Origin of the sequence: Caballeronia sp. INML3B (assembly GCF_023631305.1) — a bacterium.
GTDB lineage: Bacteria > Pseudomonadota > Gammaproteobacteria > Burkholderiales > Burkholderiaceae > Caballeronia > Caballeronia turbans.
This window is the reverse complement of record NZ_JALQDI010000018.1, coordinates 13817-37535: the sequence shown is the minus strand read 5'-3', so window position 1 is coordinate 37535 and position 23719 is coordinate 13817. Positions and strand designations below refer to the sequence as shown.

Annotated in this window: 21 protein-coding genes, 3 pseudogenes and 1 other annotated feature; of the genes and pseudogenes, 19 read left to right on the top strand and 5 right to left on the bottom strand. The window is 60.5% G+C overall.

Annotation, left to right across the window (positions count from 1 at the left end; all coding sequences use genetic code 11):
* Positions 1–842: pseudogene (locus tag NCS58_RS11650) on the bottom strand (IS3 family transposase); the annotation flags it as partial.
* Positions 424–540, bottom strand: a sequence feature (AL1L pseudoknot). It overlaps the preceding pseudogene by 117 nt.
* A gap of 410 nt (positions 843–1252) precedes the next feature.
* Here NCS58_RS11650 and NCS58_RS11645 point away from each other — a divergent pair.
* From NCS58_RS11645 to NCS58_RS11570, 17 genes and pseudogenes are all read left to right on the top strand, one after another.
* On the top strand, positions 1253–2302 hold the full coding sequence (locus tag NCS58_RS11645; RefSeq protein WP_250478419.1) for a porin: 1050 nt from the start codon (positions 1253–1255) through the stop codon (positions 2300–2302).
* Between the two features lie 191 nt (positions 2303–2493).
* Positions 2494–3237 carry a GntR family transcriptional regulator gene (locus NCS58_RS11640; protein ID WP_250478420.1) on the top strand — a complete coding sequence of 248 codons (744 nt, stop codon included), beginning with the start codon at positions 2494–2496 and terminating at the stop codon, positions 3235–3237.
* A complete protein-coding gene (locus NCS58_RS11635; protein WP_061121837.1) occupies positions 3234–4013 on the top strand; it encodes an ABC transporter ATP-binding protein in 780 nt (259 codons plus the stop codon). The genes NCS58_RS11640 and NCS58_RS11635 overlap by 4 nt, the downstream gene beginning before the upstream one ends.
* Before the next feature lie 10 nt (positions 4014–4023).
* Positions 4024–4833, top strand: coding sequence for an ABC transporter permease (locus tag NCS58_RS11630; protein ID WP_061121838.1), 810 nt, complete (start codon positions 4024–4026; stop codon positions 4831–4833).
* Positions 4834–4940: 107 nt separating this feature from the next.
* Positions 4941–5954 carry a zinc-binding dehydrogenase gene (locus tag NCS58_RS11625; protein WP_061121839.1) on the top strand — a complete coding sequence of 338 codons (1014 nt, stop codon included), beginning with the start codon at positions 4941–4943 and terminating at the stop codon, positions 5952–5954.
* Positions 5955–5970: 16 nt separating this feature from the next.
* Positions 5971–6405 (top strand): PaaI family thioesterase, encoded by a 435-nt coding sequence (locus NCS58_RS11620; RefSeq protein WP_061121840.1) that lies wholly within the window; start codon positions 5971–5973, stop codon positions 6403–6405.
* On the top strand, positions 6402–7301 hold the full coding sequence (locus tag NCS58_RS11615; protein WP_061121841.1) for a VOC family protein: 900 nt from the start codon (positions 6402–6404) through the stop codon (positions 7299–7301). Before NCS58_RS11620 ends, NCS58_RS11615 begins: the two co-directional genes overlap by 4 nt.
* A complete protein-coding gene (locus tag NCS58_RS11610) occupies positions 7288–8823 on the top strand; it encodes a class I adenylate-forming enzyme family protein (protein ID WP_061121842.1) in 1536 nt (511 codons plus the stop codon). The genes NCS58_RS11615 and NCS58_RS11610 overlap by 14 nt, the downstream gene beginning before the upstream one ends.
* A gap of 38 nt (positions 8824–8861) precedes the next feature.
* On the top strand, positions 8862–10457 hold the full coding sequence (locus NCS58_RS11605; protein ID WP_250538475.1) for a UbiD family decarboxylase: 1596 nt from the start codon (positions 8862–8864) through the stop codon (positions 10455–10457).
* 71 nt (positions 10458–10528) lie between these two features.
* A complete protein-coding gene (locus tag NCS58_RS11600; protein WP_061121844.1) occupies positions 10529–11533 on the top strand; it encodes an ABC transporter substrate-binding protein in 1005 nt (334 codons plus the stop codon).
* A gap of 52 nt (positions 11534–11585) precedes the next feature.
* Positions 11586–12173, top strand: a complete 588-nt coding sequence (locus NCS58_RS11595) for a UbiX family flavin prenyltransferase (protein WP_250478422.1) — start codon at positions 11586–11588, stop codon at positions 12171–12173.
* Between the two features lie 146 nt (positions 12174–12319).
* Positions 12320–12547: pseudogene (locus NCS58_RS34465) on the top strand (GntR family transcriptional regulator); the annotation flags it as partial.
* A gap of 12 nt (positions 12548–12559) precedes the next feature.
* Positions 12560–13048, top strand: coding sequence for a GntR family transcriptional regulator (locus NCS58_RS11590; RefSeq protein ID WP_409241821.1), 489 nt, complete (start codon positions 12560–12562; stop codon positions 13046–13048).
* A 142-nt stretch (positions 13049–13190) separates the two neighbouring features.
* Positions 13191–14186 carry an ABC transporter substrate-binding protein gene (locus NCS58_RS11585; RefSeq protein ID WP_061121847.1) on the top strand — a complete coding sequence of 332 codons (996 nt, stop codon included), beginning with the start codon at positions 13191–13193 and terminating at the stop codon, positions 14184–14186.
* 73 nt (positions 14187–14259) lie between these two features.
* A complete protein-coding gene (locus tag NCS58_RS11580; protein WP_061121848.1) occupies positions 14260–15534 on the top strand; it encodes an aromatic ring-hydroxylating dioxygenase subunit alpha in 1275 nt (424 codons plus the stop codon).
* On the top strand, positions 15527–16030 hold the full coding sequence (locus NCS58_RS11575) for an aromatic-ring-hydroxylating dioxygenase subunit beta (protein ID WP_061121849.1): 504 nt from the start codon (positions 15527–15529) through the stop codon (positions 16028–16030). Before NCS58_RS11580 ends, NCS58_RS11575 begins: the two co-directional genes overlap by 8 nt.
* A 13-nt stretch (positions 16031–16043) precedes the next feature.
* Positions 16044–17051 carry a D-2-hydroxyacid dehydrogenase gene (locus tag NCS58_RS11570; protein ID WP_250478424.1) on the top strand — a complete coding sequence of 336 codons (1008 nt, stop codon included), beginning with the start codon at positions 16044–16046 and terminating at the stop codon, positions 17049–17051.
* Positions 17052–17301: 250 nt separating this feature from the next.
* Here the strand turns inward: NCS58_RS11570 and NCS58_RS11565 are convergent, their stop codons facing one another.
* On the bottom strand, positions 17302–17691 hold the full coding sequence (locus NCS58_RS11565; protein WP_284502222.1) for a LysR substrate-binding domain-containing protein: 390 nt from the start codon (positions 17689–17691) through the stop codon (positions 17302–17304).
* 38 nt (positions 17692–17729) lie between these two features.
* A pseudogene (locus tag NCS58_RS11560) lies at positions 17730–18620 on the bottom strand (IS3 family transposase); the annotation flags it as partial.
* 65 nt (positions 18621–18685) lie between these two features.
* Here NCS58_RS11560 and NCS58_RS11555 point away from each other — a divergent pair.
* Positions 18686–19033 carry a hypothetical protein gene (locus NCS58_RS11555; RefSeq protein WP_250478426.1) on the top strand — a complete coding sequence of 116 codons (348 nt, stop codon included), beginning with the start codon at positions 18686–18688 and terminating at the stop codon, positions 19031–19033.
* Positions 19034–19525: 492 nt separating this feature from the next.
* Here the strand turns inward: NCS58_RS11555 and NCS58_RS11550 are convergent, their stop codons facing one another.
* Together NCS58_RS11550 and NCS58_RS11545 are read right to left on the bottom strand one after the other, a co-directional pair.
* Entirely contained in the window at positions 19526–20956 is a 1431-nt protein-coding gene (locus NCS58_RS11550) for an IS1182 family transposase (protein WP_250538474.1), read from the bottom strand.
* A gap of 299 nt (positions 20957–21255) precedes the next feature.
* The gene (locus tag NCS58_RS11545; RefSeq protein ID WP_061121983.1) at positions 21256–22467 is read right to left on the bottom strand and encodes a tyrosine-type recombinase/integrase; all 1212 of its coding nucleotides are present in this window, start codon (positions 22465–22467) and stop codon (positions 21256–21258) included.
* A gap of 150 nt (positions 22468–22617) precedes the next feature.
* Between NCS58_RS11545 and NCS58_RS11540 the strand changes: the two genes are divergently transcribed.
* The gene (locus NCS58_RS11540; protein ID WP_250478399.1) at positions 22618–23634 is read left to right on the top strand and encodes a DNA-binding protein; all 1017 of its coding nucleotides are present in this window, start codon (positions 22618–22620) and stop codon (positions 23632–23634) included.
* Positions 23635–23719 lie beyond the last annotated feature (85 nt).

The window sequence follows — 23719 nt, the reverse complement described above, 5'->3', positions numbered from 1 at the left end:
CACTCTCCAGCCTACGATGCGTCGCGCGAACACATCAACGATGAAGGCAACATAAGCGAAGCCTTGCCAGGTGGCCACGAAGGTGAAATCTGACACCCACAGCGCGTTCGGCCGTGACGCTTTGAACTGCCGCTGGACGTGATCAAGCGGGCACGGTGTGTTTCGCTCGCTGACGGTGGTTCGAATCGATCTGCCGCGCCGCACACCTTGCAGCCCGAGCCGCTTCATCAGTCGCTCGACAGTACACCGTGCGAGCTTGAATCCTTCGCGCAATAGCTTCCGCCAAACCTTGCGCGCACCATATACCCGAAAGTTCTCCTCCCATACACGCCGGATATGCTGACACAGCAGTGCATCGCGCTGCGCGCGCGGCGGCAGCCGACGCGGATCAGCGCGTCGAGACGAATGAAGGTAATACGTCGACGGGGCGATCGGCAGCACCCTGCAGATCGGCTCGACCCCATACGCCGACCGGTGATCGTCAATGAAGGCAATCATCACTTCGGTCGGCGGTCGAGCTCCGCCTGTGCGAAATATGCCGAGGCCTTGCGCAGGATTTCATTGGCCTGACGCAGTTCCCGGACTTCACGTTCAAGCTCGCGGATGCGGTCCTGCTCCTGCGTCTTGGGGCCCGCGCGCAGACCACGATCGCTCTCAGCCTGACGAACCCAGTTTCTTAACGTTTCGCGTGAGCAACCCATCTTGGCGGCAATCGACTGGATTGCTTCCCATTGCGTCGCGTACTCCGCACGATGCTCGAACACCATACGAACCGCGCGCTCACGCACTTCCGCCGAATATTTCGGCGCCGTCTTCCGTTTTGCTTTTTCGAGGTTTTCCATGACTCTATTCTCTCAGGAGTAAAGGTCTCCGGAAAACCCGGTGCGCTTCACAATCGATACCGCGCAACGCCCGACCTTGCCGAATCGGTCACGTTCCCGAAATCGGCGGTCACGTTCGCCGAAATACGCACAGCAGCAACCTGCGCTCCCGACACCGCGCAAAAAACGGATTTTGGAAGACAAATGTGAGACCCGCGCGTAAGCATCTCACGCTTGAGATGCCCAGAAATATTTGTTGTGCTTCTCTTTTTTGTCGATCTAAAGTCAACCGTCGAACGCTTACTGATTGTTCGTGAGCACCTCACAAAAAATTTGTTGCACACCTCGTCGAGGAAATAAATCGGTAAAGCGGTTCACAGTGAGATTATTAGTAATGCGACATAAACCATTTACCGAAACGGGAATCTGAAATGCGCAAGATGGCTTTGGCTTGTTCTGCAGCACTCGTTGCACTCGGCACCGTGACAGTGACGCCGGCCCGGGCCGAGGTGACGCTGTACGGCATTCTCGATACGTACCTGGGTTATACGAACGCAGGCGGCAAGGGCGCGCAGACCGCGATGCAGAGCGGCGGTCTGTCGGCAAGCCGCGTAGGGATCAGAGGAAGCGAAGATCTCGGTGACGGCCTGCGTGCAACCTTCGATCTCGAGAACGGCATTCTCACGAACTCCGGAGCGGCGACCGATTCCACGCTCGCTTTCAGCCGCAGTGCGTGGGTGGGTCTCGGCACGCCGTATGGTGAATTCCGTTTCGGCCGTCAGAACTCGGTGCTGCTGCTGATGCACAGCAAGTTCGACGCATTCTCCGGCGGTACATACGGCTCGTTTCTTCACAACGCGTCGACGTTCGTGTTCCGCTACGACAACATGATCACGTACTGGTCGCCGAACATCTCGGGATTCACGTTCTCCGCGGGTGCGAGCCTGGGCGGTCAGACGTCGCCGCATGACGCGTTGAATGCCTACGTCGGGTCGATCGATTATCAGCGTGGCCCGCTGTATCTCGGCGTCAGCCACGCGGAACAGAATGGCGCGAACGGAAAAGTCAATACGAAGACGACGTTCGCCGGCGGCAGTTATCAGTTCGGCAGTGTGACGGGCTACTTCGGCTATTACCGGGGCAACAACCTCGGCTCGAATATTTCAACCAATGTCCAAGGCAAATATCACAGCGTCTATTCGCTATCGACGACCTACAACGTCACACCGGCGCTACGGCTCGCGGCCGGCGTCGGCTACGCGAAGGATAGTTCAGGCCAGGATAACAACGCGGGAGAAGTGAGCATTGGCGCGTTCTACAGTTTCAGCAAGCGGACGCTGGTCTATGGAACGTTTGAACGGCTCGTGAACCGCCACGGCGCGACCTATGCGCTGATCGCCAACGGGCCCATCACGCCGAATACGCCGACGCGCGGAGAAGGCGTGACTGGCGCGCAGCTCGGCATACTGCATTCGTTCTGACGGCACGAAGGCGCAGTGAACGCCATGCAGATATGTCATGCGGGAGAGGACCGGGAGCGCCGTGACATTCGCTGAACAGCTCAGAAGTCACGTTTTTTTTACGTGCATTTTTTTAATGGCCGTTCTAAGTTAACTCATCACCTGCCCACGCAGATGCTTGTGAGCAGCCTACGAGACGAAGGAGAGGTGTCGTGGAAGATCCTGCAGCTCCGACGGTGGAATTGATCGACTGTTCGAACGAAGCAAAACTGCTCAGTGAGCGGGCGTGTTCGGCGATCCGTCAGGACATTCTGTCCTGCTTAATCGAACCGGCCACCACGCTGACGGAAAGCGCGCTAACCGCACGCTACGGCATCGGCAAGGCAACCTGCAGGGTGGCGCTGCAGCGTCTCGCGCAGGAAGGCTTTGTGCGCATCGTGCCGCGTCAGGGCTACCTGGTAACGCCGATTACGTTGAAGGATGTCGAAGAAGTGTTTGCGCTTCGCCTTGAACTTGAGCCGCTATCGGCGCGCCTCGCTGCGGGCAAGGCGGATATCGACCTGTTGAACCGGCTGGAGCGCGCGTGCCGCAACGACGATACGTCGCTTGGCATCGGCAGCCGGATTGGCATCTTCATGGACGCGAATGCGGCTTTCCACATGGCAATCGCCGAATGTTCGGGCAATGGCCGGCTGGTTCGCATGCTGGGTGGCCTGCTCAACGATATGGCGCGACTCGTGTCGCTCGGCTTCGGCGTGCAGAACACCAAGCCGGAGATCCGCCATGACCACACCGCGATGATCAGCGCCCTCGCGAGCGGCGACGGCAAGCGCGCCGAGCAGATCGCGCACCGGCATGTGGCGACGTTCCGCGACATGACGATGGAAAAGGTAATGGCGAGCCTGCGCGACGCGCATGCAGGCGCACCGATCGTCCCACTGCGAGGCGCACGATGAACGCAGTGACTACCCAGGCCATGTTCGAGAAGGCAACCACGGTACGCAACGCGGTGGAAGTGGAGCACGTTTCGAAGCACTACGGGAAGCTGGCGGTGCTCGAAGACATCAGTCTGACCGCGCCTTCGGGTTCGGTGCTGGCGATCGTCGGCGCGTCCGGATGCGGCAAGAGCACGTTGCTCAACATCATCGCAGGACTGGCACAGGCGGATCAGGGCGACGTGCGGATCGACGGAGTGGCCGGCGAGCCGACTCACGATACCCGCGTCGTCAGCTACATGTTCCAGGAGGACCGCCTGCTGCCCTGGCGCACGATCGTGGCGAACACGGAATTCGGTCTCGAAGCGGGTTGGCTCAACGCCGAACGGCGGCGAGGACGCGCGCTGGCCGCGCTGAAGATGACCGGCCTTGAAGGATTCGAGCACGCCTACCCGCACGAACTCTCGGGCGGCATGCGCAGCCGGGTGGCGCTTGCGCGCAGCCTGGTCGTGAAGCCGTACATCCTGTTGATGGACGAACCGTTTTCCAAGCTCGACCCGCAGATGCGCTCGCAGATGCACGCGGAACTGCTGCGAATCCGCGAGCAGCTGAAGATGACCGTCGTATTCGTCACACACGACGTGGAAGAAGCCATCGTGCTCGCGGATAAGGTGGTTGTCCTGCGTCCACGGCCGGGACGCGTGCGCGATGCGCTGATGATCGACCTGCCGCGACCGCGCGACCCGCTCGCCGCCGAAGTCGCGGAAACGGTGCGCCGCGTGCGCGCCCTCATTTAAGGACGTTGCGATGTCTTCTGTTTCGACCGCCAGTTCTGTTTTTCCCGCACGGTTCGGCCGCCTGACGCGCCTTGCGAAAGTCGCCGGTCAACGCCTTTCTCTGCTCGCCATCTTCCTGATGGTGTGGTGGCTGGCGGCGCAACGCGTGCCTGCCTTCATTCTGCCTGGCCCGGGAAAAACGTGGAACGCGCTGCTTGACCTGATCGCCACCGGCACGTTTGCCGAAGATCTTGGCATTACGCTGTACCGCGTCGTCGCGGGCTTCCTTCTGGCCGCGCTAGTGGGCACGCCGCTCGGCATCCTGCTTGGTGCGAACCGGCGCCTCGGCAGTTTCTGCGAGCCGGTGCTGTCGGTCGTCAACACGGTATCCGCCGCGATCTGGGCCATCTTCGCGTTGATCTGGTTCGGCATCTCGAACGGCACGACCATCTTCGTCGTGTTCATGGAAGCGATGCCGCTGATTCTCACGAACGTGTGGCAGGGCGCGCAAAGCGTCAACGCCGAATATGTGGAGCTTGCCCGCAGCTTTCAGATGTCGCGCAGCAAGGTGATGACCAAGATCTATCTGCCCACCGTGCTGCCGCATTTCTTCTCCGGTGCGCGCCTCGCGTTCGGTTTCGGCTGGCGGGTGTCGCTGGTGGCGGAGACGATCGGGTCTTCGAACGGCGTCGGCTACCGGCTGCGTCAGGCGGCGGATCTTGTTCAAACCGATCAGGTGTTCGCATGGACACTCACTATGGTCGTCCTGATGGTGATGCTCGAGTACGGCATTCTCAAGCCGCTTGAAAACCACCTGTTCCGCTGGAAGAAGCGGGCATAGGGAACGGGCTCGCGGCGCACTGCTGCCGCGCCGCGAGCCGAAGTGGCTGAAATAGTCGAACATTTACAAAGACGTAGCGCGTTTGCTTCCCATAAATAGGAGTACATATGAGCAGTACGATGAAGGCTTTGATTCTCTCTGAACACGGTGACGTCGACAAACTCCATGTCGGCGAGATGCCGATACCGAAGGCGGTGCCGGGTCACGTCGTCATCCGCGTGCGCGCGTCGTCTTTCAACTATCACGACGTCTTTACGGTGAAGGGTATGCCGGGCATCAAGGTGCCGCTGCCTGTGGTCATCGGTCTGGATATGGCGGGAGAGATCACGGAGGTAGGAGACAACGTCGAAAACTGGTCGGTCGGCGCGCGGGTACTCGTCAATCCGCTCAACAAAAAGAAAGGCCTGATGGGCGAAATGCTCGACGGCGGCATGGCGCAATACTGCCTCGTCAGCGCTGACCAGTTGATCGCAATGCCCGAAGGCGTGACGTTCGAAGAAGCGGCGTCGCTGCCGGTCGCCTACGGTACGGCGCACCGGATGCTCGTTACGCACAACACCATCAAGCCGGGTGATCGTGTAGTCATTCTGGGGGCGAGCGGCGGCGTTGGAACCGGCTGCGTGACGCTTGCCAAGATGCTGGGTGCCGAAGTGATCGCGGCCGCCGGCAGTGCGGACAAGGCTGAACGGCTCAAGGCGATGGGCGCCGATCACGTCATCAACTATCGCGACACCGATTTCTCGAAGTGGGTCATCGAGAAGTACGGCAAGCCGCAACGCCGCAGCTATGAAGGCGGTGCGGACGTCGTGATCAATTTCACCGGCGGCGATACGTGGGCACCGTCGCTCAAATGCATCAAACGCGGCGGCAGCCTGCTCGTCTGCGGTGCGACTGCGGGTCACGATCCCAAGGAAGACCTTCGCTACATCTGGAGCTTCGAGATTCGCGTGATCGGTTCGAACAGTTTTTATGACGACAACCTCGCGGCGCTGATGGAATTGATCCGTACGAAGAACATTGCCGTGCAGATCGACAAGGTGTTGCCGCTCGAACAGGCAGCCGAAGGCCTGCGCATGATTCGCGATCGGGAAGTGCTCGGCAAGATCGTCGTTACCCCATAAAAGTACGGAGACTCGAATGGCTGATAACCAGCAACTTACCGCGGAGCAGGTTCAGACAATGCTTACGCGTGGTCCTTACCACCAGTGGCTCGGTCTCCGTGTGCTCGAAGTCGGCGACGGCTCAATCGAAATCGCCGCGACGTGGCGCGAAGAGTGGGTCGTGAACCCCGAACGCCGGTACACGCACGGCGGCATTCTTGCCGCGCTGGTCGACCTCACGGCCGACTGGGCGCTGGTGTCGAAAACGGGCCGCGGCGTACCGACGATCGATCTGCGCGTCGACTATCACCGCGCGGCGATGCCCGGCGATCTCATCGCGCGCGGTAAGGTGGTGAAGTTCGGTAGCGGGATTTCGGTTGCGGAGGCGCATATTTACGACCAGTCCGGCGCGCTGCTCGCAAGCGGCCGGGGCGTCTATTCCACCGCGCCCGCACCCGCGCCGAAGGCATGATGAACACGGCGACATCGACGCTCGACCATGTCGTCGTGAACGCGATGTTCGAAACCGACGCCGCCGCGTCGTGTTTCGAATTGCTCGGCTTCGCGTTGACCCCGCGCGGCTATCACTCACTTGGCTCGGTCAATCACCTGATGATGTTCGATGGACATTATCTCGAACTGGTCGGCCTGCCGCCCGGCGCCACCACGTTGCGGCGCGAGATTCTCGAAAGCCGTCTGGGTGTAGACGGTCTCGTGTTCAAGACGGACGACGCGCAGGAAACCTATGCGCGATTGATCGACGCCGGCGTGCGTGCCAGTGAACCGCAGTCGTTCACGCGGCCCGTGGATATTAAAGGCGTCGAGCAGATCGCCCGTTTCCGGACAACCCGGCTCGCAGCCGAAGAACTGTCCGCCGGGCGCGTTTATTTCTGCGAGCACCTCACGCCGGAATGGGTCTTCCGTGCCGAATGGACGAAGCATCCGAACGGCGCGCGACGCCTGAAGGAATGTGTGATCGTGAGTGACGACCCGCAACTCGAAGCGCGCCGCTATGCGCTGATTGCCGGCGAGTCGGTTCTCACATCGCCGTCCTTCCACCACTCGCGCATTGCGTTGCGTGATTTCGATCTGGACTTTATCGATGGCGCGGCATATCGCACGCGCTATGGCGACCTCGTATGTCACGCAGCAGGGCGCGAAAGCTATTTTGGCGCCATTGTCGTCGAGGTAAGCGATCTTGCGGCGATGCACGCACGTCTGGACGCGCTCACGTCCCACGACGAGAGCGTGGTGCGGCTGATCGCGCCGACCCATGCGCAGAGCGGCGCGTCGTCCGTTGTGGTGCTGTTAGGCGAACTCAATACTGTCATTGAATTTATCGGAGCAGTTGAACATGCCCACGCCTGAGAATCTCGGCGATCTGATCGACGCCGACGGCGATCCGTGCAAGCTTGCAGTGATCGCGCTTGGGGAACCAGATGATACGGGTTGCGAGTGGCACGAAACGCGCATGACCTACGGCGAACTCGACGCGCTGGCTGACGGCGTCGCGCGTGCACTGGTGCGGCGCGGTCTGAAAGTCGGCGAGCGCGTTGCCATTCTTGCGGCGAATCGCGCCGAATATGTCGCGGCGCTGCTCGGCATCATGCGCGCGGGAATGGTCGCTGTGCCCGTCAACTTCAGGTTTCCACCCGCGCTCTCCACTTTTGTGATTCGCGATAGTGGTGCACGTCTGGTGTTTTGCGACGCCGCGCGACTTGCCGACTGCCCGGACGATCTGCCAACAGTCGTATTCGATTCGACGGGCGAGGAAAGTTTCGCTTCGTTCGTCGAACCTGGCCCGTTCGAGACTTTCGTGCCCACGCCCGACATGCCGGCGATGTTTCTTTATACGTCCGGCTCGACCGGCAAGCCGAAGGGCGTGATGCTCTCGCACGGCAGCCACCTGTGGGTGGCGCATACGCGAGCGCGTGCGCAGCCACCGGCGGCGCATCGCTTTCTGGTGGCCGCGCCGATGTATCACATGAACGCGCTGACGCTCGTGCTGATGTCGTTGTACGGGCACGGTACGGTCATACTGCTTCCGCAATTCACCGCGCGCATGTACATCACGGCGATCGAGCGCTATCGGGTCACGTGGCTCACCTCAGTGCCGCCAATGATCGCGATGATGCTGCGCGAAAAGGAGTTGCTTGCGCGCACGGATCTCTCATCGGTGCGCTTCATCCGGATGGGCTCGGCGCCCGTCAGCGAGAGTCTGCTTGCGCAGATCGGCGAGATACTGCCGAATGCGAAGCTCACTAACGTCTATGGCACGACCGAGGGCGGGCCGATCGTGTTCGGACCACATCCGCAAGGGATCGAACCGCCGTTGCTGTCGGTCGGATATCCGCATCCCGAAGTCAGCGTCAAGTTGCTCGACGCACCGCCGACAGGTGTTGCAACCGGCGTGCTGGCCGTGAAAAGCCCCGCCGTCATGCTCGGTTACCACAACCGGCCCGACCTGCCTCTGCCGGTGACAGCAGACAGCTTCTATATAACGGGCGACGTATTTCACCGCGACGACCAGGGCTTTTATGCGTTCGTCGGCCGTGCGGACGACATGTTCGTGTCCGGCGGCGAGAACATTTTTCCCGGTGAAGTCGAGCAGATGCTGGAGACGCACCCGGATATCGTCCAGGCATGCGTGGTGCCGGTCGCTGACGATATCAAGGGAACCAAACCGGTGGCATTCGTGGTGCGGCGCGCAGGCGCGTCGCTTACCGAAGAGGAAGCCAAACAGTTCGCGTTGACGCACGCCCCCGCTTATCAGCACCCACGGCGCGTATGGTTCGTGGACACGTTGCCGCTTGCGTCCACAAACAAGATCGATCGCGCAGTATTGAAAGCCACAGCGCTTGCGTCGCTACAGGATAGCGAAACCGCGTAAGTGAAAGCGACACGACATTCAACATCATGGAGTTCAGTATGAACGAGAATTTCCGCGAGTTCCTGGAACGGCTGCGCGCGGCACAGCAACTGGTAGATATCCGGCAGCCTGTTGATATCCGCCATGTGGGAACGCTGGTCGACCAGAGCGACAAGGCGCTGCTGTTTCATAACGTGATCGGCTACGATATGCCGCTGCTGTCGGGCATTATCCGCACGCAGGAACGCGCGATGATGGCGATGGGTTGCGACAACTACTCCGACATCGAGAAGATGCTGGCGCATGACATCCAGAACCCGATTGCGCCCAAATATGTCGCCACCTCGGCCACGAAAGAAGTGATCTACAAGGGCGACGATGTCGATCTGTTCCGCCTGCCTGTGCCCATGTCGTCGATCTTCGACGGTGGCCCGATGATCACCGCGGGCATCGTGATATCGCGCGATCCGGAGCATGGCCTGAACAGCGGTATTTACCGGTTCATGGTCAAGGAAAAGGCGCTGAGCGGTATCGACATCGTGACGCCGAACAATATGCGCATGTTCGCGCAGCGTGCCTACGAACAGGGACGCCCGTGCCCGATCTCCATTTCGATCGGCAACCATCCGGTAGAAATCATGGGCGCCGGCTATCGCGCACCGATCGGCGTCGACGAAATGGCGATCGCTGGCGGCATCCGCGGCGCAGCCGTCGAATTGGCCCCGTGTGAAACGGTCGACTTGCCGTACATCGCCGATTCGGAGATCGTCATCGAAGCGGAAATTCTGCCGACGGGATGGACCCAGCCGGAAGGCCGCTTCGGGGAATTCACCGCATTGATGGGCGGCCTTCACTGGAACCCGGACGTACGCATCAAGGCGATCATGCATCGGCGCGATGCAATGTATTACTCGTTGCACATGCCTTGGGAAAACACCTGGCTGGCGGCGCCGACGCGCTATCAGGCCATTCGTAGCGCGCTGCGCACGGCCGGCGTGCAGGTAAAGGACATCAACGTGACGTTGGGCGGCCGCGCGTTCTGGCACGCGGTCATTTCGATTCGAAAGCAGGCGGGTGAGGGCAAGAACGCACTGCTGGCGGCGCTTTCGGTGATGGATCTGAAACACGTGGTGGTCGTTGACGACGACATCGACGTGTTCAACGGCGAGGAGGTCGAATGGGCCATCGCGACGCGCGTGCAGGGCGACCGCGATCTGATCGTCATCCCTGGCGCGCGCGCGAAGCCGCTGGACCCGAGCTTGCCGGTCATGCCGCCGGGCATGGTGCCGACAGGTGCCAAGGTCGGCGTGGACGCAACGATCTCGGAAGGCATTCCGCACGAACGCTACGAACGTATTTCATATGCCTACGCGGATACGGCGAAGATCGCGGACTACGTGGACGGGAAGGCCGACTCCGTGCATGTGTCGGAGCCGGAACAACTGGAAGACGCCGCAACCGAAGCGCTCGCGCTCCTCGGCGCCGCGCCGCTTTACTACACCGAGCTTGCCGAACGGCTGTCGAAATACGACTTCCGGACACTGGCTCGGGCGCTCGGCGAACTGCATGAACGCAAGCAGTTGTGGAAAACCGCGGAAGGCAAGCTTTGCGTACGTGGTTCAAGCTTCGACGCCGTGCCGCCGACGCGGCGCTGATTGCCGCGATATCGTTCAACGCGCTGCACGGGCCGCCAGCGTTCCCTTCACCCCATTAATGAGCTGATCTGATGCAACCCTACCTTCTTGCAAAGCGTGTGCTGTTTGCCGCCGCGATGTTCCTGCTCGCACTTTCTGCGCAGGCCGCGCCGCTGCGCATCGGTTACTGGACGAGCGGCGTGAGCCTCGGCCTCGGCGCCGTGCTGGAAACGGGCGATTTCCTGAAGAAGGCCGGTATCGACGACGCGCATTTCATGCACTTCGCCGAGGTCAACGCACCTGCGAGCGGGCTCGCCGCCAATGTGATCGACATAAGCTTCAGCGTGCCCGGCGCTAGCGCGTTCAGCATCGCGGCGAGCGGCGTGCCGATCAGGATTTTCGGTGCGACAGCGCCGGCCGATGTCACATTCGTCACGCCCGCCGACTCGCGGATCCAGTCGATCGCGCAATTGCGTGGGAAGAAAATCGGCATGTCGCCGTCGGGTAGTTCGGTTGCGTTGATGACGGCTGCGGTGTTGCAAGCAAATTATGGCTTCAATGCCAGCGAATATTCGCTGGTGCCCGGCAACGAGGCACGCCTTGCGCAGTTTCTCATGCAGCACCAGGTCGACGCCGCAGCGCTGCGCTCGGTTACGGTCGCGCAGTTGACGGAAGTGAAGACCCGGCGTCTCGGCACGCTGGTGGACGAATGGCACAAACTGACGAAATCCAATGCGATGCCGTATCTGGGCGTGGCCGCAGCACGCACGGAGTTGATCCAGCGCGACCCGCAATCCGTCGCCAGGCTGATAGTCGCGATTCACAATGCAATCGTGTGGGGCAACGCGCATCCGGACCAGGTCGCGGCGATACTGCAAAAAGTCGCGAATCTGCCCGCAGACGATGCTCGGATTTATGCGGCGCATTGGGCCGAACTGAATAGCATTTCCTTCGAACCGATTGACATCGACACGCTCAAGCGCGAGCAGCAGATCTTCGCGGCGAGCGGTGCGATTAAAGGAACGCTTCCCAGCGACGTATTCGTTACCGGACCGTACGAGGCGGCAAAGAAGATCATCACGGGTCAGAAGCCATGATGACGCATGCACGCCGGCCATGCTCGTTTGCGCTCGATAAAGGAGGGATCGCATGAAATCCACATCCGCAGCGCGGCGACGCCTCGTGGTCGGTATCAGCGGCGCGTCGGGCGTCATTTACGGTGTGCGGTTGCTTCGCCTGTTACGCGACCTGGAGGTGGAGTCGCACCTGGTGGTCAGCCGTTCGGCGCAGGTGACGCTGGCGCAGGAGACGCAGATGCGGATTGCCGATCTTCAGGCGCTCGCGGACGTCAACTACCCGAACACTGACATCGGTGCAGCGATTTCGAGCGGCTCGTTTCGCGTCGACGGCATGATAGTTGCGCCCTGTTCGATCAAGACGCTCTCGGAAGTTGCCACTGGATGCACCAGTTCGCTGCTTTCGCGAGCGGCGGACGTGATGCTCAAGGAACGTCGCCGTCTTGTGCTGATGGTGCGCGAAACGCCGTTGCATGCCGGTCATATCCGCAGTTTCGCTGCCGTCACGGACGCCGGCGCGATTGTCTATCCGCCAGTGCCGGCGTTCTACGCGCGGCCGGAAACGCTCGAGCAGATGGTCGATCATACGCTCGGGCGCGTGCTTGACCTGTTCGATATCGAATCACGATCCGTACGCCGATGGAGCGGCACTGCTGGCTGATAGATGGTGCGACAGGGTGTGCATTTTTTGTGTTCAGTTTACTTCCCTATATGCATCTCCTAGAATGATTTAAGGTTGGTGAGGTGCCTACAGAATGATGTAAGCATAATACGCAGCCATTCGTGGATAGAGCGCACGGGGGCAACATGGTAGGGAAGTTAGTTTCTGGGGGCAACGCCACGGCCGAGGGCAAGTTGCTGGGAGAGTCGACTTATCTGGCTATGCGGCAGGCGATACTGTCCTGCTCGCTGAAACCTGGCAGCATGCTGACCGAGGCTGCGCTGATGGAGCAATATGGCGTCGGCAAGTCGACGTGCCGGCTGGCGCTTGCGCGTCTCACGCACGAAGGGCTGGTGCGTTCGGTGCCGCGACACGGCTACGTCGTCGTGCCGGTCACGCTGAAGGATGTCGAGGAGGTGTTCGCGCTGCGGCTCATTCTCGAACCCGAGGCGGCGCGGCTCGCGGCCGGCAAGGTGGACGCAAAGGCGTTGATGCGGATCGATCGCGCCGCGCGCGGCAATACGGCGTCGAAGAATCACGGTAATCGGATCGGGTTTTTCCTCGATGCGAACCGGGAGTTTCATCTGGTGATCGCAATGGCATCGGGCAACGACCGTCTGGTGCGCAGCATCTCGGTGTTGTTCGACGAAATGACGCGGCTGGTGGCGCTCGGTTTCAGCGACGAAGACGACAGCCCGGAAATCGCCGACGATCACCGCCAACTGGTTGAGGTGCTGTCGGCAGGCGACGGCAAGTCGGGCGCGCGCATTACGCGCCGGCACATCGAAAAGTTTCGCGACATGACGATGGAGCGTGTGCTACGCAGCATGAAGCGGGACTTTGAGCACGCGCCGCTGGTAGCGATCGGCAAGTAATACGGAGGATTCCGCCTTTGCTTCAGGCGGAATCTCTCGATGAATCGTTGCGCCGTGCTTTATGTTTTGATAAGGACATTTAGTAATCCTTCAAAGACGACGCTGGGGATACCGGCCGCGTTGCTACTTCAGGCAAAGCACCATGAAATCATTTCGTTCCGTTCTAAAGGCAGCATGCGCACTCTTAATAGCCGGCGCGTGCCTTACCAGTGCGTATGCGGCGCCGCTGCGCGTGGGCTACTGGACCAGCGGCACCAGTCTTGGTTTCGGTGCCGTGCTCGAAGCGCAGAAGTTCTTCGAGAAACAGGGACTGCAGGTGCAGTTCCTCCATTTTCCGGACGTGAACGGACCGACTACCGCGCTGGCTTCGAACGCGATCGACCTGGCATTCGGCACCAGCCTCGCGGGAGCATTCAGCTTGAGCCAGCAGGGTGTGCCGGTCAGGATGGTGGCCGCTACGCAGATTGTCGATGCGGAAATCGTCGTGCTCGCGGATTCGCCGATCCACTCGGCGGGTGAACTGCGCGGCAAGAAAGTCGGCATGTCGCCCATCGGCAGTGCGACCACTGGCGTCGGCACCGCCGTGCTCGACGGCAATTACGGGCTCAAGCTTGCCGACTATCGCCTGGTTGCGGGCGACGAGCCGCGTCTTGCGCAGTTCCTCGTTCAGAAGAACGTCGACGCCGCCGTCATGCGTCCCACCACGGTGGCGCAGGTGCCGGACAGTGCGCAGAAAGTCCGCGTCATCACAACTTTGTCCGATCAATGGAAACAGATGACGCAAGCGAGCACACCGCCCTATATCGGTGTCGCCGTGATGCGCATCGAGTGGCTCAAAGACAACCCGGCTGATGCTGCGAAGGTGCTCGCGGCGATGCGCCAGGCGCTGGCCTTCGGCGCGGCCAATCCCGACGCTGTCGTGGCGATACTCAAGAAGGCCGGCAACATGAGCGACGAGGGCGCGCGTTTCTACGGCGACCACTGGACGACCATGAATACGGTCTCGTTCAAATCGGGCGACATCGGCACACTGAAACGCACGTTCGAAGTTTTCAAGGCCGCCGGCACGCTGAAAGGCGAGCTTCCCGCGGATCTTTTCTATCAGAAGCCATATCTCGACTCGGAAGCAGTCAAATGAGCCGATATCGGGGGTCGGCCAGTGGCCACAGCCGCCGCCGTGGTGTACGGGCCTTCATCAACGGAGCAGCATTATGACGGAAAAGTGCGACGGTGCGGTCGCGACCATTGGATTTCCCACTAGCCGGATCCGCTGGCCGGAAGAGGGCATTACACGTGTGCCGCTACGTGTATTCTCCGACGCGGCAACCTACGAGCGCGAACAGGATGCCGTGTTTCGCGGGCTCACATGGAGTTTCCTCTGCCTCGACATCGAGATTCCAAACGCGGGTGATTACATCACGACCAAGGTCGGCCATACGTCGGTAATTGTCGTGCGCCAGCAGGACGGCATCATTGGTGCGCTCGTGAACAAGTGCGTGCACAAGGGCTCGGTGCTTTGCTACGAAGCGCAGGGGCACCGCAAGCGTCCGAACTTCGTTTGCCCTTACCATAACTGGGTTTACAACTTCGACGGCGAACTGACGAGCGTCGCGTTCGAGAAGGGCGTGCAAGGCAAAGGCGGTATGCCCGAGGATTTCGACAAATCGAAGTTCCGTCTGACGAAGCTGCGCGTGGAGACCATCCGCGGTCTCGTGTTCGGTTCGTTTTCCGAAGAAGCCCCTGCATTGAAGGACTATCTCGGACCGACAATGGTGCGGCACATGGAGCGCACGCTATATAGGCGGGTAAAGATACTTGGCCGCTATAGTCAGGTGATGCACAACAACTGGAAGCTCTATGTCGAGAATAGCCGCGACAACTATCACCCGAGCCTGCTGCATGCGTTTTTCTCGACCTTCAAGATCAACCGGCTGTCCGCGGAAGGCGGTACGTTGCAGGATGAAGATAGCCGGCATCACATCACCTTTACGAAGCGCTATACCGACATTGGCGATCAGGCATACGACTCCGGCGTGATTCGTGCAATGCGCGACGATTTCGGCCTGAAGGATCCTTCGTTGATCGATCAGTGGATGGAGTATCCCGATCAGATCACCAATGCGATCCAGAGCATTTTTCCGGGCTTCGTGCTGCATCAGATCATGAATTCCATCGGCGTGCGGCAGGTGGTGCCGCTCGGCGTTGATCGATGCGAACTGATCTGGACCGTGCTCGGCTTCGAGGAAGACACGCCGGAGCAGACGCTCATCCGGCGCAAGCAGAGCAATCTCGTCGGGCCCGCGGGTCTTGTGTCGATGGAAGACGGCACGATTGGCGCGTTCGTCGAAAAGGGTATTCGCGGCGATCTTGACGACGCTGCCGTGATCGAGATGGGCGGCAAGGGCACAGGCCCGATGGCGACCCGGGCGACCGAAACCTCGGTACGCGGTTTCTGGAAATTCTATAGAGAACTGATGGATGTCTAGCACGACGCGCTACTCTGACCTGGAGGTCGGCACCCAGACGGGCGCGAGTATCGCGCGCCTGATGGCTCACTATTGCAGTTCGATCGACAATGGCGATTTCGACCGCTGGCCGGAGTTCTTCACCGAAGATTGTACTTACCGCATTCTCACGCGCACCGATTTCGAAGCGGGCCGCGATTTCGGCATCTGGTTCTGCAACACGCGCGGCATGCTGCTGGATCGAGTCAGTTCGATCCAGTCGGTTAATGTGTTCGAGCCACATGTCTACCGTCATGTACTTGGACCGACCGAAGTCGTCAGCGTCGAAGACGGGCTGATCGGTTGCGAAACCAGCTACATGGTCGTGCGAACCGGCTATGAAGGCGGCATGGTTGTGTTCAGCGTCGGACGTTATATCGATCAGATCGTTGTCGAGGGCGGCCGCGCGTTGCTGCGTGAGCGCACGGTCGTCACGGATTCGTGCCGCTACGACACGCTCGTTGCGCTCCCTCTGTAAGGATGCTGCCCGGATGACCGAACCTGCCCGCCGTTACCGGCTGCACCTCGAAAGCCAGCGGTGTCAGTCGCCAGCCTTTCATCTTCACGAAGCCGTGTGGCAGGTCGCCTGCGCGCGGCATCCCGATCTCGCACAGCAAATCGACGTGACGTTCGGCTGGGACGGCGAGCGGTTCGCGCGTCCGCTCGACGGAGTCGACTTCCTGCTGGCGTCGAGATTCCCGCATGAGGTGGTGAACGACGCGCCGCGTCTGCGCTGGATTCACACGACAGGTGCCGGCGTCGATCAGTTGATGCCGCTCGATCGTCTGCGCCGCGACCTGACGCTGACGAACAGTAGCGGCATTCATAGCGACAAGGCGGCCGAATACACGCAAATGGCGTTGCTGATCCTGAATGCGCAAATGCCGGCCGTGTTGCAGGCGCAGCGGGAGCATCGCTGGGACGCCCGGCTGACCACATCCATTCGAGGCAAGACGGCGCTGATAATCGGCTTCGGCGATCTGGGCACGGCAGCGAGCCGCGCGGCGCGCGCGCTCGGCTTGCGAGTCATTGCACTGAATCGGAGTGGCGCGGCACCGGCGCGGGCGGTGGAAGCAGTCGATGTACTCGCAACGATCTCCGCACTCGACGACTGGCTGCCTCAGGCCGACTTCGTCGTTATTACGGCGCCGCTCACACCGGAGACACGCGAGTTGCTTTCCGCCGCGCGCCTCGCGCGCATACGGCCCGGTGCGGGCGTCGTTAACCTTTCGCGCGCGGCGCTGATCGACCATGCGGCGTTGTTCGAGCGATTGCGTTCCGGAGAGTGCGGCGGCGCGCTGCTCGACGTATTCGATCCCGAACCGTTACCGGCTGACCATGTGGCGTGGGACGTGCCGGGACTCGTCGTCACGCCGCACATTTCGTGCGACGCGCCCGATTACAACCTGCGGGTGCTCGAACTCTGGTTTGGCAATTTCGCGCGATTCCTGCGCGGCGAACCGCTCGCGAATATCGTCGATCGTACCCGCGGTTATTGAGCCAGCAGATGGGACGCGATCAAGGGTGACCGACCCAGCTGAGCGAGGCTCCGGTGCAAATAGGGTCGGCGAATCGGTTAAAGTTGTCGGAGCAAAACGGACTGATGACCCGCGATGACCAAGCTGAAGAGTCTCGAGATGTTCGCTGGTACCTGCGCTAGAAGCTCAGCCTACGGGATCTAACCAGCCCGCGAACGTGACAACGCCCCCGCGTCAGCTGATGGCATGCAACGGCCCGACAACAACCTCGTCACGAACGATCGCGCGGCATCGCCTGCAACGTATCGACGATTTCGCGCATCAGCGCTTTTCTGTCATCCGAAGCTCGCTGCACCATGCCGACCGTGCGCAGCGTCGGCGGACTCGAAATCGGGATCACGCGCAGCAGCGGGTCGTTCAGCCAGTTGTCGCGTATCAGCAGCGGCAGCACCGCGACGCCTACTTTCTCGCGCACCAGCGCGGCAATCGTCTCGATCGAATTCAGTTCGAGATACTCGTTGACCATCAAGCCCGCTTTCTCCAGCGCCTGCTCGACCACCTGCCCCGTGCGCACGCGCCGGTCGAAGCGCAGAAAGCCGTGCGCGCGCAAGATGCGCTGCGGGTCGTTATCGGCGATGTCGCGGTTCACTACCAGCACCATCGGTTCGGTGACCCTGCCTCGTTTCCACGTACAGCAAATCATGCAGCGATCAACCTAGCCTCGTAGTCGACTGGAGTGCAGAAATCGATAGAGGTGTGCAGGCGTTCTCGATTGTGGTAGCCCTCGATCCAGTCGACGATATCCAGACGGGCCTGAGCGCGCGTTTCGTAGTGAACCCGATAAATCCTCTCGACCTTAAGCGTTTTGAAGAAGCTTTCCATCGGCGCGTTGTCCCATGCGCTAGCGCGACGGCTCATCGAAACGTTCATCTTGAAGTCAGCGGCCAGTTTTCGGTACGCCCGACTTGCATATTGACTTCCGCGATCGGAATGTAACAACAACCCTGGCGGGGGCTTACGGTGCCAGCACGCACTGCGCAGTGCCTGGGAGACCAGTTCCGCGTTGATGCGCTCTGACATTGACCAGCCTACGATGCGTCGGCTTGCCAAATCCAGAATGGCAGCTAGGTATAGCCAACCTTCGCCGGTCCTGATGAACGTGATGTCGCTGACCCAAGCCTGATCGGGCTGCCAGCCGTCAAAACGACGATCAAGCAGGTTGGGCGCTACCGGTGAGCGGTGTGTCGAATCCGTCGTCACCCGATACGGGCGTTTATAGACCGGCCGCAGCCCTAGGCGTTGCAGACTACGGCGTACACGTTCGGCGCTCGCCGGCTGGCCTTGCATCCTTAATTGCTTCACGATCCGAGGACGGCTGTAGCTGCCGCGATTGGCGCGGTGAATCGCTGCGACCGCCCGATCAAGCGCGGCGTTGGCCTGCGCTCGCTGACTTGGCCCGCGATTACGCCACTGGCAATATCCGCTGCGCGAAACCATCAAGATGTGACACAGCCGAGTAACGCTGTACTGGTCGCGGTGCTCGTCGATCCATGCGTACTTCACCGCGACCCCTTTACGAAGTACGCCGTCGCTTCCTAAGAAACACCTTTCGGCGTAGCCTCGTGCAGGATGTATCCGAACTCTGCAGCACGGCGATGAAGCTGTTTGATCACACGCTCCCGGTACTGGCTTTCGTAATGGTCGGCACCAGGGTCTTTGTACTGCATGCCGAAGCGCATGGTGTTGTAAAAGAGAACAGCAATTTTGCGCGCCGTCGCTGTGACAGCTTTAGCCTTGCCAATTCTGGTTGCAAGGCGCCTGTAGAAAGCGCCGAGTGCGGTATTCGTGCGACCGACTGCAACCGCAGCCAGTCTCAACTGCGCGCTTATCCAATCCCGTTCGTCCCGGAGCATCTGAAGGATAGGGAGGCCGCCAATCGCGTGGTGCTGGAACAAACTGTTCCGCTGAACAGTGTGGGCGATTTGGTAACCCATCTGTTTTAATTGCATGAGAGTTCGCGGGCACTGCTGGAAATTGGATAGCGGTCTGCGCCCTCAACCTCGCCGCGAGGCAGCCGTTTTTGCGAGCGCGCCTTGTTAGACGCGGCAGCAAGGCACACGTTGCTCCGCCTTAGCGAACAGTTTGTCTGCCTGGATAAGTTTATGTCAGCATCTGCGGCGCGTCGCTGCTTCGCTGGCCGAGGTGCGTGGCCGGGACTATCCAGTTGACGCTACCTGATAGTGAGACCGCGCAACTGCCCGATCCTATGCGTTTCAAGGTCGAATGAAATGGCCGATATCAGGGAGGGACCAGCCGTCTCGGTGTCTCGGTACGATCGCATACGAATGTCCCTTCATGGCCCAGACCGTGTCAAAACGCACAGCCACTCGAATTGACGAAGCGCTGTCTCGGCGCAAGTTGCGTCTTTCGTTGCACATGCCGAATTCAAAGTCGCCGACGAGCTTTATCGCCGAGGATTAGAAGTCCTGCGAGCATCACGCTCGCATCGCCTTCATCACAACTTCTGAACCAAGTATCTTGGTCACTCGCTTGATGTTGTATGCAAGCACGTGCAAGCTCATTTCCGTGCTTACCCGCTCAATGGTTCGAGTTAGGAAATGAGTGGCTCCCATCCATGCCTTGATCGTGCCAAACGGGTGCTCGACTGTCTGTCGCCGGATCCGCATCATCTCAGGCGCATGATCGAGTCGCGCCTGCATATCCTCAAGAACAGCTTGGTGTTCCCAACGAGTCACGCGACGTTGAGGGCTGGGCGTGCAGCTCTCCTTCAACGGACATTGTTGGCAATTCGAACTCCAGTATTTACTGATCTTCAAGCCGCGCTCAATGGTCGAGAATCGCCAAATCAGTCTCTCCCCAGCCGGGCATTGATATTCGTTCGTCGTTGCGTTGTAAATGAAGTCATCCTTCCCGAAGCGGCCATCAGCAGTGGCCATCGAGGTCACCGTCTTCGGGACAAACACCGTTATTCCAGCCTCGTGGCATGCGAGTATCTCTTCACTCTTGTAATAGCCACGATCCGCAATAGCAGTGATTTTGTCGACGCCCATCTCAGCACGAGCAAGCTTGGCCGTCGATGTCAACTGATCGCGATCAATACCATCGTTAGTGACGACGTGCGCGACGATTAGATGGTGCTTCGTGTCGACGGCCGTTTGTACGTTGTAGCCGACGACTCCCGTTCCTCGCGTCTTCATCGAACGCGCATCCGGATCTGTGAGCGATATCTGTCCGTCGGGTGCCGCCTTGAGTTGGACCTCGATCTCCTTGAGACGTTGCATCTGCTCCTTCAAGGCTGCAATCTTTTGCTGCAGTCGCTCCGTCTTGGCCTTCGCGATTGCAGGTTCCTGACGATCGGCGGTGTCCATTGCCTGAAGATACCGAGCAATACTTGATTCGATGTCGCGCATGCGCCGTTCGAGCTTGGCGCTCGTGAAGTTGCGATCGCGATGGTTTACCGCCTTGAACTTGCTGCCGTCGATAGCGACGATCGCATCAGCGAAAAGGTCCAGACGTTGGCATAGCATCACAAACTGCCGGCAGACGTTGCGGATCGCTTTGCCATTGTCTTTACGGAACCGAGCTATGGTTTTGAAGTCCGGTGCCAGCCGACCAGTGAGCCACATCATCTCAACGTTTCGCTGCGCTTCGCGTTCAAGACGACGACTGGACTGGATGCGATTGAGATACCCGTAGATATAGATCTTAAGCATCACCTCAGGATGATAAGCCGGTCTTCCAGTCAAGGCTGGCTGTACTCCCTCGAAGCCGAGATCATTAAGATCAAGTTCTTCTACGAAGACATCGATCACGCGGACCGGATTTGTGTCCGTCACGTAATCATCAAGCGCTTCGGGAAGGAGAAAACTCTGGTTACGATCGTCGCCTCGAACGAAACGCTTCATTTTGCGCATCCCCGACCATTGGATAGCGAAATTTTAGCGCTCCAAAAATGCGTTTTGACACAGTCTGGGCCGAAAGTGTGCATTGCCGCTGACGCTTAGCGGACTTACCGTGGTCGGACAGGCAAGTTTCGCCGGTCCGTGGATGCAACTAATCGTCTATGTTTGCATACCCCTGGCATCGCAACGAGCTCTGCAGAGATCTTGGGTTCGGGCACAGGGACTTTCATGAGAGAGTGGCGGTTGGCGAACGGAATCGGCAGGGTGCGCCGTCGGGGTGTGTTGGGTGACCTCGCTTAGTTTCACCAGTCTACGCGGTGCTTCTCTTCGGTCTCCTGATGGCGCCGATCGTCGTCGACGTGCAAGTAGATGCTGGTTGTCGTCAGCGAAGCATGTCCGAGGTTGTCGCGCACCGTGCGCAGATCCACCTTGCGGTCAGCCATGTGCGAGCCGGCGCTGTGTCTGAGCCAATGCGCGGAAGCCATCTCAAGCAGATCGGCCCGCGCGCTCGCCGTATCGTCGCGCTCGCGTAAGCGCGCCGCAGCGCCCGCAAAGACGTCCTTTACGATGGCGTGCAGCGCCGCGCGCGTGAGTGGCGCGCACGTCTTGGTGCGTTCGCTCGACGCCGTGGCGCCGATCGGCAAAACGAGTGGCGTGTCTTCGTTGGGCGACGGCAGGGCGCTCAAGCCGAGGTGCTGGCGATAGCGGGATAGCTCCATCATCATCTCGCGCGTGGCTGGCACGAGCCGTCGCTTGTCGCCTTTGCCGTGAACGGTCAGCCACCAGCGCAGCGCGCCATCCGCATCGTGTCGCACGAAGAACTGGCCCATGGTGTTGGCACCGACCTCCGCAATGCGCAGCCCGCCGAGATAGAGCAGGGTGAACAACCATCGGACGCGGTACGCATGGGCTTTTTCCCGGTCCGTTTGCTTGGGCATCGTCGCAATGAAGTCCTTGACCGCCTGCCACACGCTCGGCTCCAGATAGCGGGTGATACGAGGCGCTGCGTGGCGCGTGCGTTGGCGCGAGAGCGAGAGCGGATTGCCGGCGAGATAGCCGGCCTGCACCAGCCACGAGAACATCACGTTCAGGATGACGGTTGCCTGGCGTTGGCTGGACGACGATAGCGGCCCATAAAACGGCCGCCAGCGCGCGTCGCTGCGCGGATGCTTGCGCCCGCCCCCGGCCACCCACGTGCCGGCAGGCCGCGGATCGGCCAGAAACTGCTGATAGCGCAAGCAGTCTTCATGGGTCAAGGAAGAGAGCGGTTTGCCCATCTCGACGACCGACCAGAGCAGGAGCCGTTCGGCTTCCTTGCGGTAATTCTCGAAGGTGGTTTTCGTGTCGACAAAGCGTGACAGCCATGCGCGGATCGCATCGAGGTCGTGATCGGCGGCAATCTGGGGGCGCCCTGTCACAGCCCGATTTAGGCCCGCGGAGCCGTTCAGCGTCGCTGGGATGACGAGTGTTTCGAGCGGTGCCGGTTGCAACGCATAGGGCGGTGAGGTTGGCATAGGGGGCTTTCAGGTCAATGTTCGTTTTGGCGGCAGCTCGGCATAGGAATCTCAACATTATAGGATTAATGTCAAGTCGATAGCCGCGCTGAATTGGATCTCTAGCGGATTACGTTGTAATATGAGCGCACTGCTTATCCTTTCGCGGCCATGCCCGACGTTCTCTCCGACGAAACCCGCCTCGCGGCCGATATCGAGCGCCTCAAGGTCGAATTCCCGAAGACGCGTGAACTCTATCGCGAGGTGTGCGCGCTGCTGTTCTTTCGCTTCGGCGTCGCGCCGACCGCCAATCGCCTCTACAACCTCGTGCGCCGCGGCACCATGAGCACGCCGGCGTCGGTGCTAAGTGAATTCTGGGCGGAACTGCGCGAGAAAAGCCGGGTGCGTATCGAGCATCCGGATCTGCCGACGGATCTGAGCGACGCCGCAGGCGAGCTGATCGGGACGCTGTGGACACGGGCGACGACGTCTGCACAGGCCGAACTGATGTCGCTGCGCGACGAGGTCGAAGCGCAGCGCGCCGAGGCGGAACAGAAAGTGGTCGCGGCGCGCGAGGAGTTGGGTCGGACCGAGACGGCGCTCGAGCAGCGCACCGCGGCGTTGCTGGCGGCCCAGGTCGAGATCCGGGAGCTGGAGCGGCGGCAGGCCGAGGAGGCGGCCACGCGTAAAGCGCTTGAGGCGCAGATCAAGCGTCTCGGCGAAGAGGCGCTCGTGCGCGAGCGAGAACTCGAGACGGTGCGCCACACCTTCTCGCGTGATTTGGATAAGCTCCGTGAGACCGCCGGCCGTGCCGAGGAGCGCTTACGCGCATCGGAAAAGCGGGCACTGCTGGAGATCGATCGCGAACGCAGCGCGGTGGCCAGGGCTCAGAATGAACTGGCCGAGGCGACCAAACGAGCCGACAAGCGAGACGCCGAGCATCGTCGCACTGTCGAGGCGCTGCAGGGGCAGCAGGGCGATGCCCGCCATCAGGCCGGCGTGCTGCAAGGCAAGCTCGCCGCGATTGAAGCGGCACACAAGTCACTTCAGGAGCAGTTGAAGACGCTGCGCGGAACGACGCGCTCCCCGGCGCGGCGCATGCCCGCGGCAGACTCCGATCCGGCAGTCAGGCGAGCGGCCCGAAAGGCCGCCGTTGGCAAAACGTCGAGAGCGAAAGCTCGCACGTAGATAATGACCGGATGGGGCCAGAGAGTGGCGAGCAGTTCACGGCCGGCCGGTGCGTCTGTCGCGCCGACGGTCTAAAGGAGCAAAC

Coding starts and splice junctions, on each gene's coding strand:
- NCS58_RS11645 (WP_250478419.1), top strand. CDS start 1,253: ATGCGCAAGATGGCTTTGGCTTGTTCTGCAGCACTCGTTGCACTCGGC.
- NCS58_RS11635 (WP_061121837.1), top strand. CDS start 3,234: ATGAACGCAGTGACTACCCAGGCCATGTTCGAGAAGGCAACCACGGTA.
- NCS58_RS11630 (WP_061121838.1), top strand. CDS start 4,024: ATGTCTTCTGTTTCGACCGCCAGTTCTGTTTTTCCCGCACGGTTCGGC.
- NCS58_RS11625 (WP_061121839.1), top strand. CDS start 4,941: ATGAGCAGTACGATGAAGGCTTTGATTCTCTCTGAACACGGTGACGTC.
- NCS58_RS11620 (WP_061121840.1), top strand. CDS start 5,971: ATGGCTGATAACCAGCAACTTACCGCGGAGCAGGTTCAGACAATGCTT.
- NCS58_RS11615 (WP_061121841.1), top strand. CDS start 6,402: ATGATGAACACGGCGACATCGACGCTCGACCATGTCGTCGTGAACGCG.
- NCS58_RS11610 (WP_061121842.1), top strand. CDS start 7,288: ATGCCCACGCCTGAGAATCTCGGCGATCTGATCGACGCCGACGGCGAT.
- NCS58_RS11605 (WP_250538475.1), top strand. CDS start 8,862: ATGAACGAGAATTTCCGCGAGTTCCTGGAACGGCTGCGCGCGGCACAG.
- NCS58_RS11600 (WP_061121844.1), top strand. CDS start 10,529: ATGCAACCCTACCTTCTTGCAAAGCGTGTGCTGTTTGCCGCCGCGATG.
- NCS58_RS11595 (WP_250478422.1), top strand. CDS start 11,586: ATGAAATCCACATCCGCAGCGCGGCGACGCCTCGTGGTCGGTATCAGC.
- NCS58_RS11585 (WP_061121847.1), top strand. CDS start 13,191: ATGAAATCATTTCGTTCCGTTCTAAAGGCAGCATGCGCACTCTTAATA.
- NCS58_RS11580 (WP_061121848.1), top strand. CDS start 14,260: ATGACGGAAAAGTGCGACGGTGCGGTCGCGACCATTGGATTTCCCACT.
- NCS58_RS11575 (WP_061121849.1), top strand. CDS start 15,527: ATGTCTAGCACGACGCGCTACTCTGACCTGGAGGTCGGCACCCAGACG.
- NCS58_RS11570 (WP_250478424.1), top strand. CDS start 16,044: ATGACCGAACCTGCCCGCCGTTACCGGCTGCACCTCGAAAGCCAGCGG.
- NCS58_RS11565 (WP_284502222.1), bottom strand. CDS start 17,691: ATGGTGCTGGTAGTGAACCGCGACATCGCCGATAACGACCCGCAGCGC.
- NCS58_RS11555 (WP_250478426.1), top strand. CDS start 18,686: ATGAAGCTGTTTGATCACACGCTCCCGGTACTGGCTTTCGTAATGGTC.
- NCS58_RS11550 (WP_250538474.1), bottom strand. CDS start 20,956: ATGAAGCGTTTCGTTCGAGGCGACGATCGTAACCAGAGTTTTCTCCTT.
- NCS58_RS11545 (WP_061121983.1), bottom strand. CDS start 22,467: ATGCCAACCTCACCGCCCTATGCGTTGCAACCGGCACCGCTCGAAACA.
- NCS58_RS11540 (WP_250478399.1), top strand. CDS start 22,618: ATGCCCGACGTTCTCTCCGACGAAACCCGCCTCGCGGCCGATATCGAG.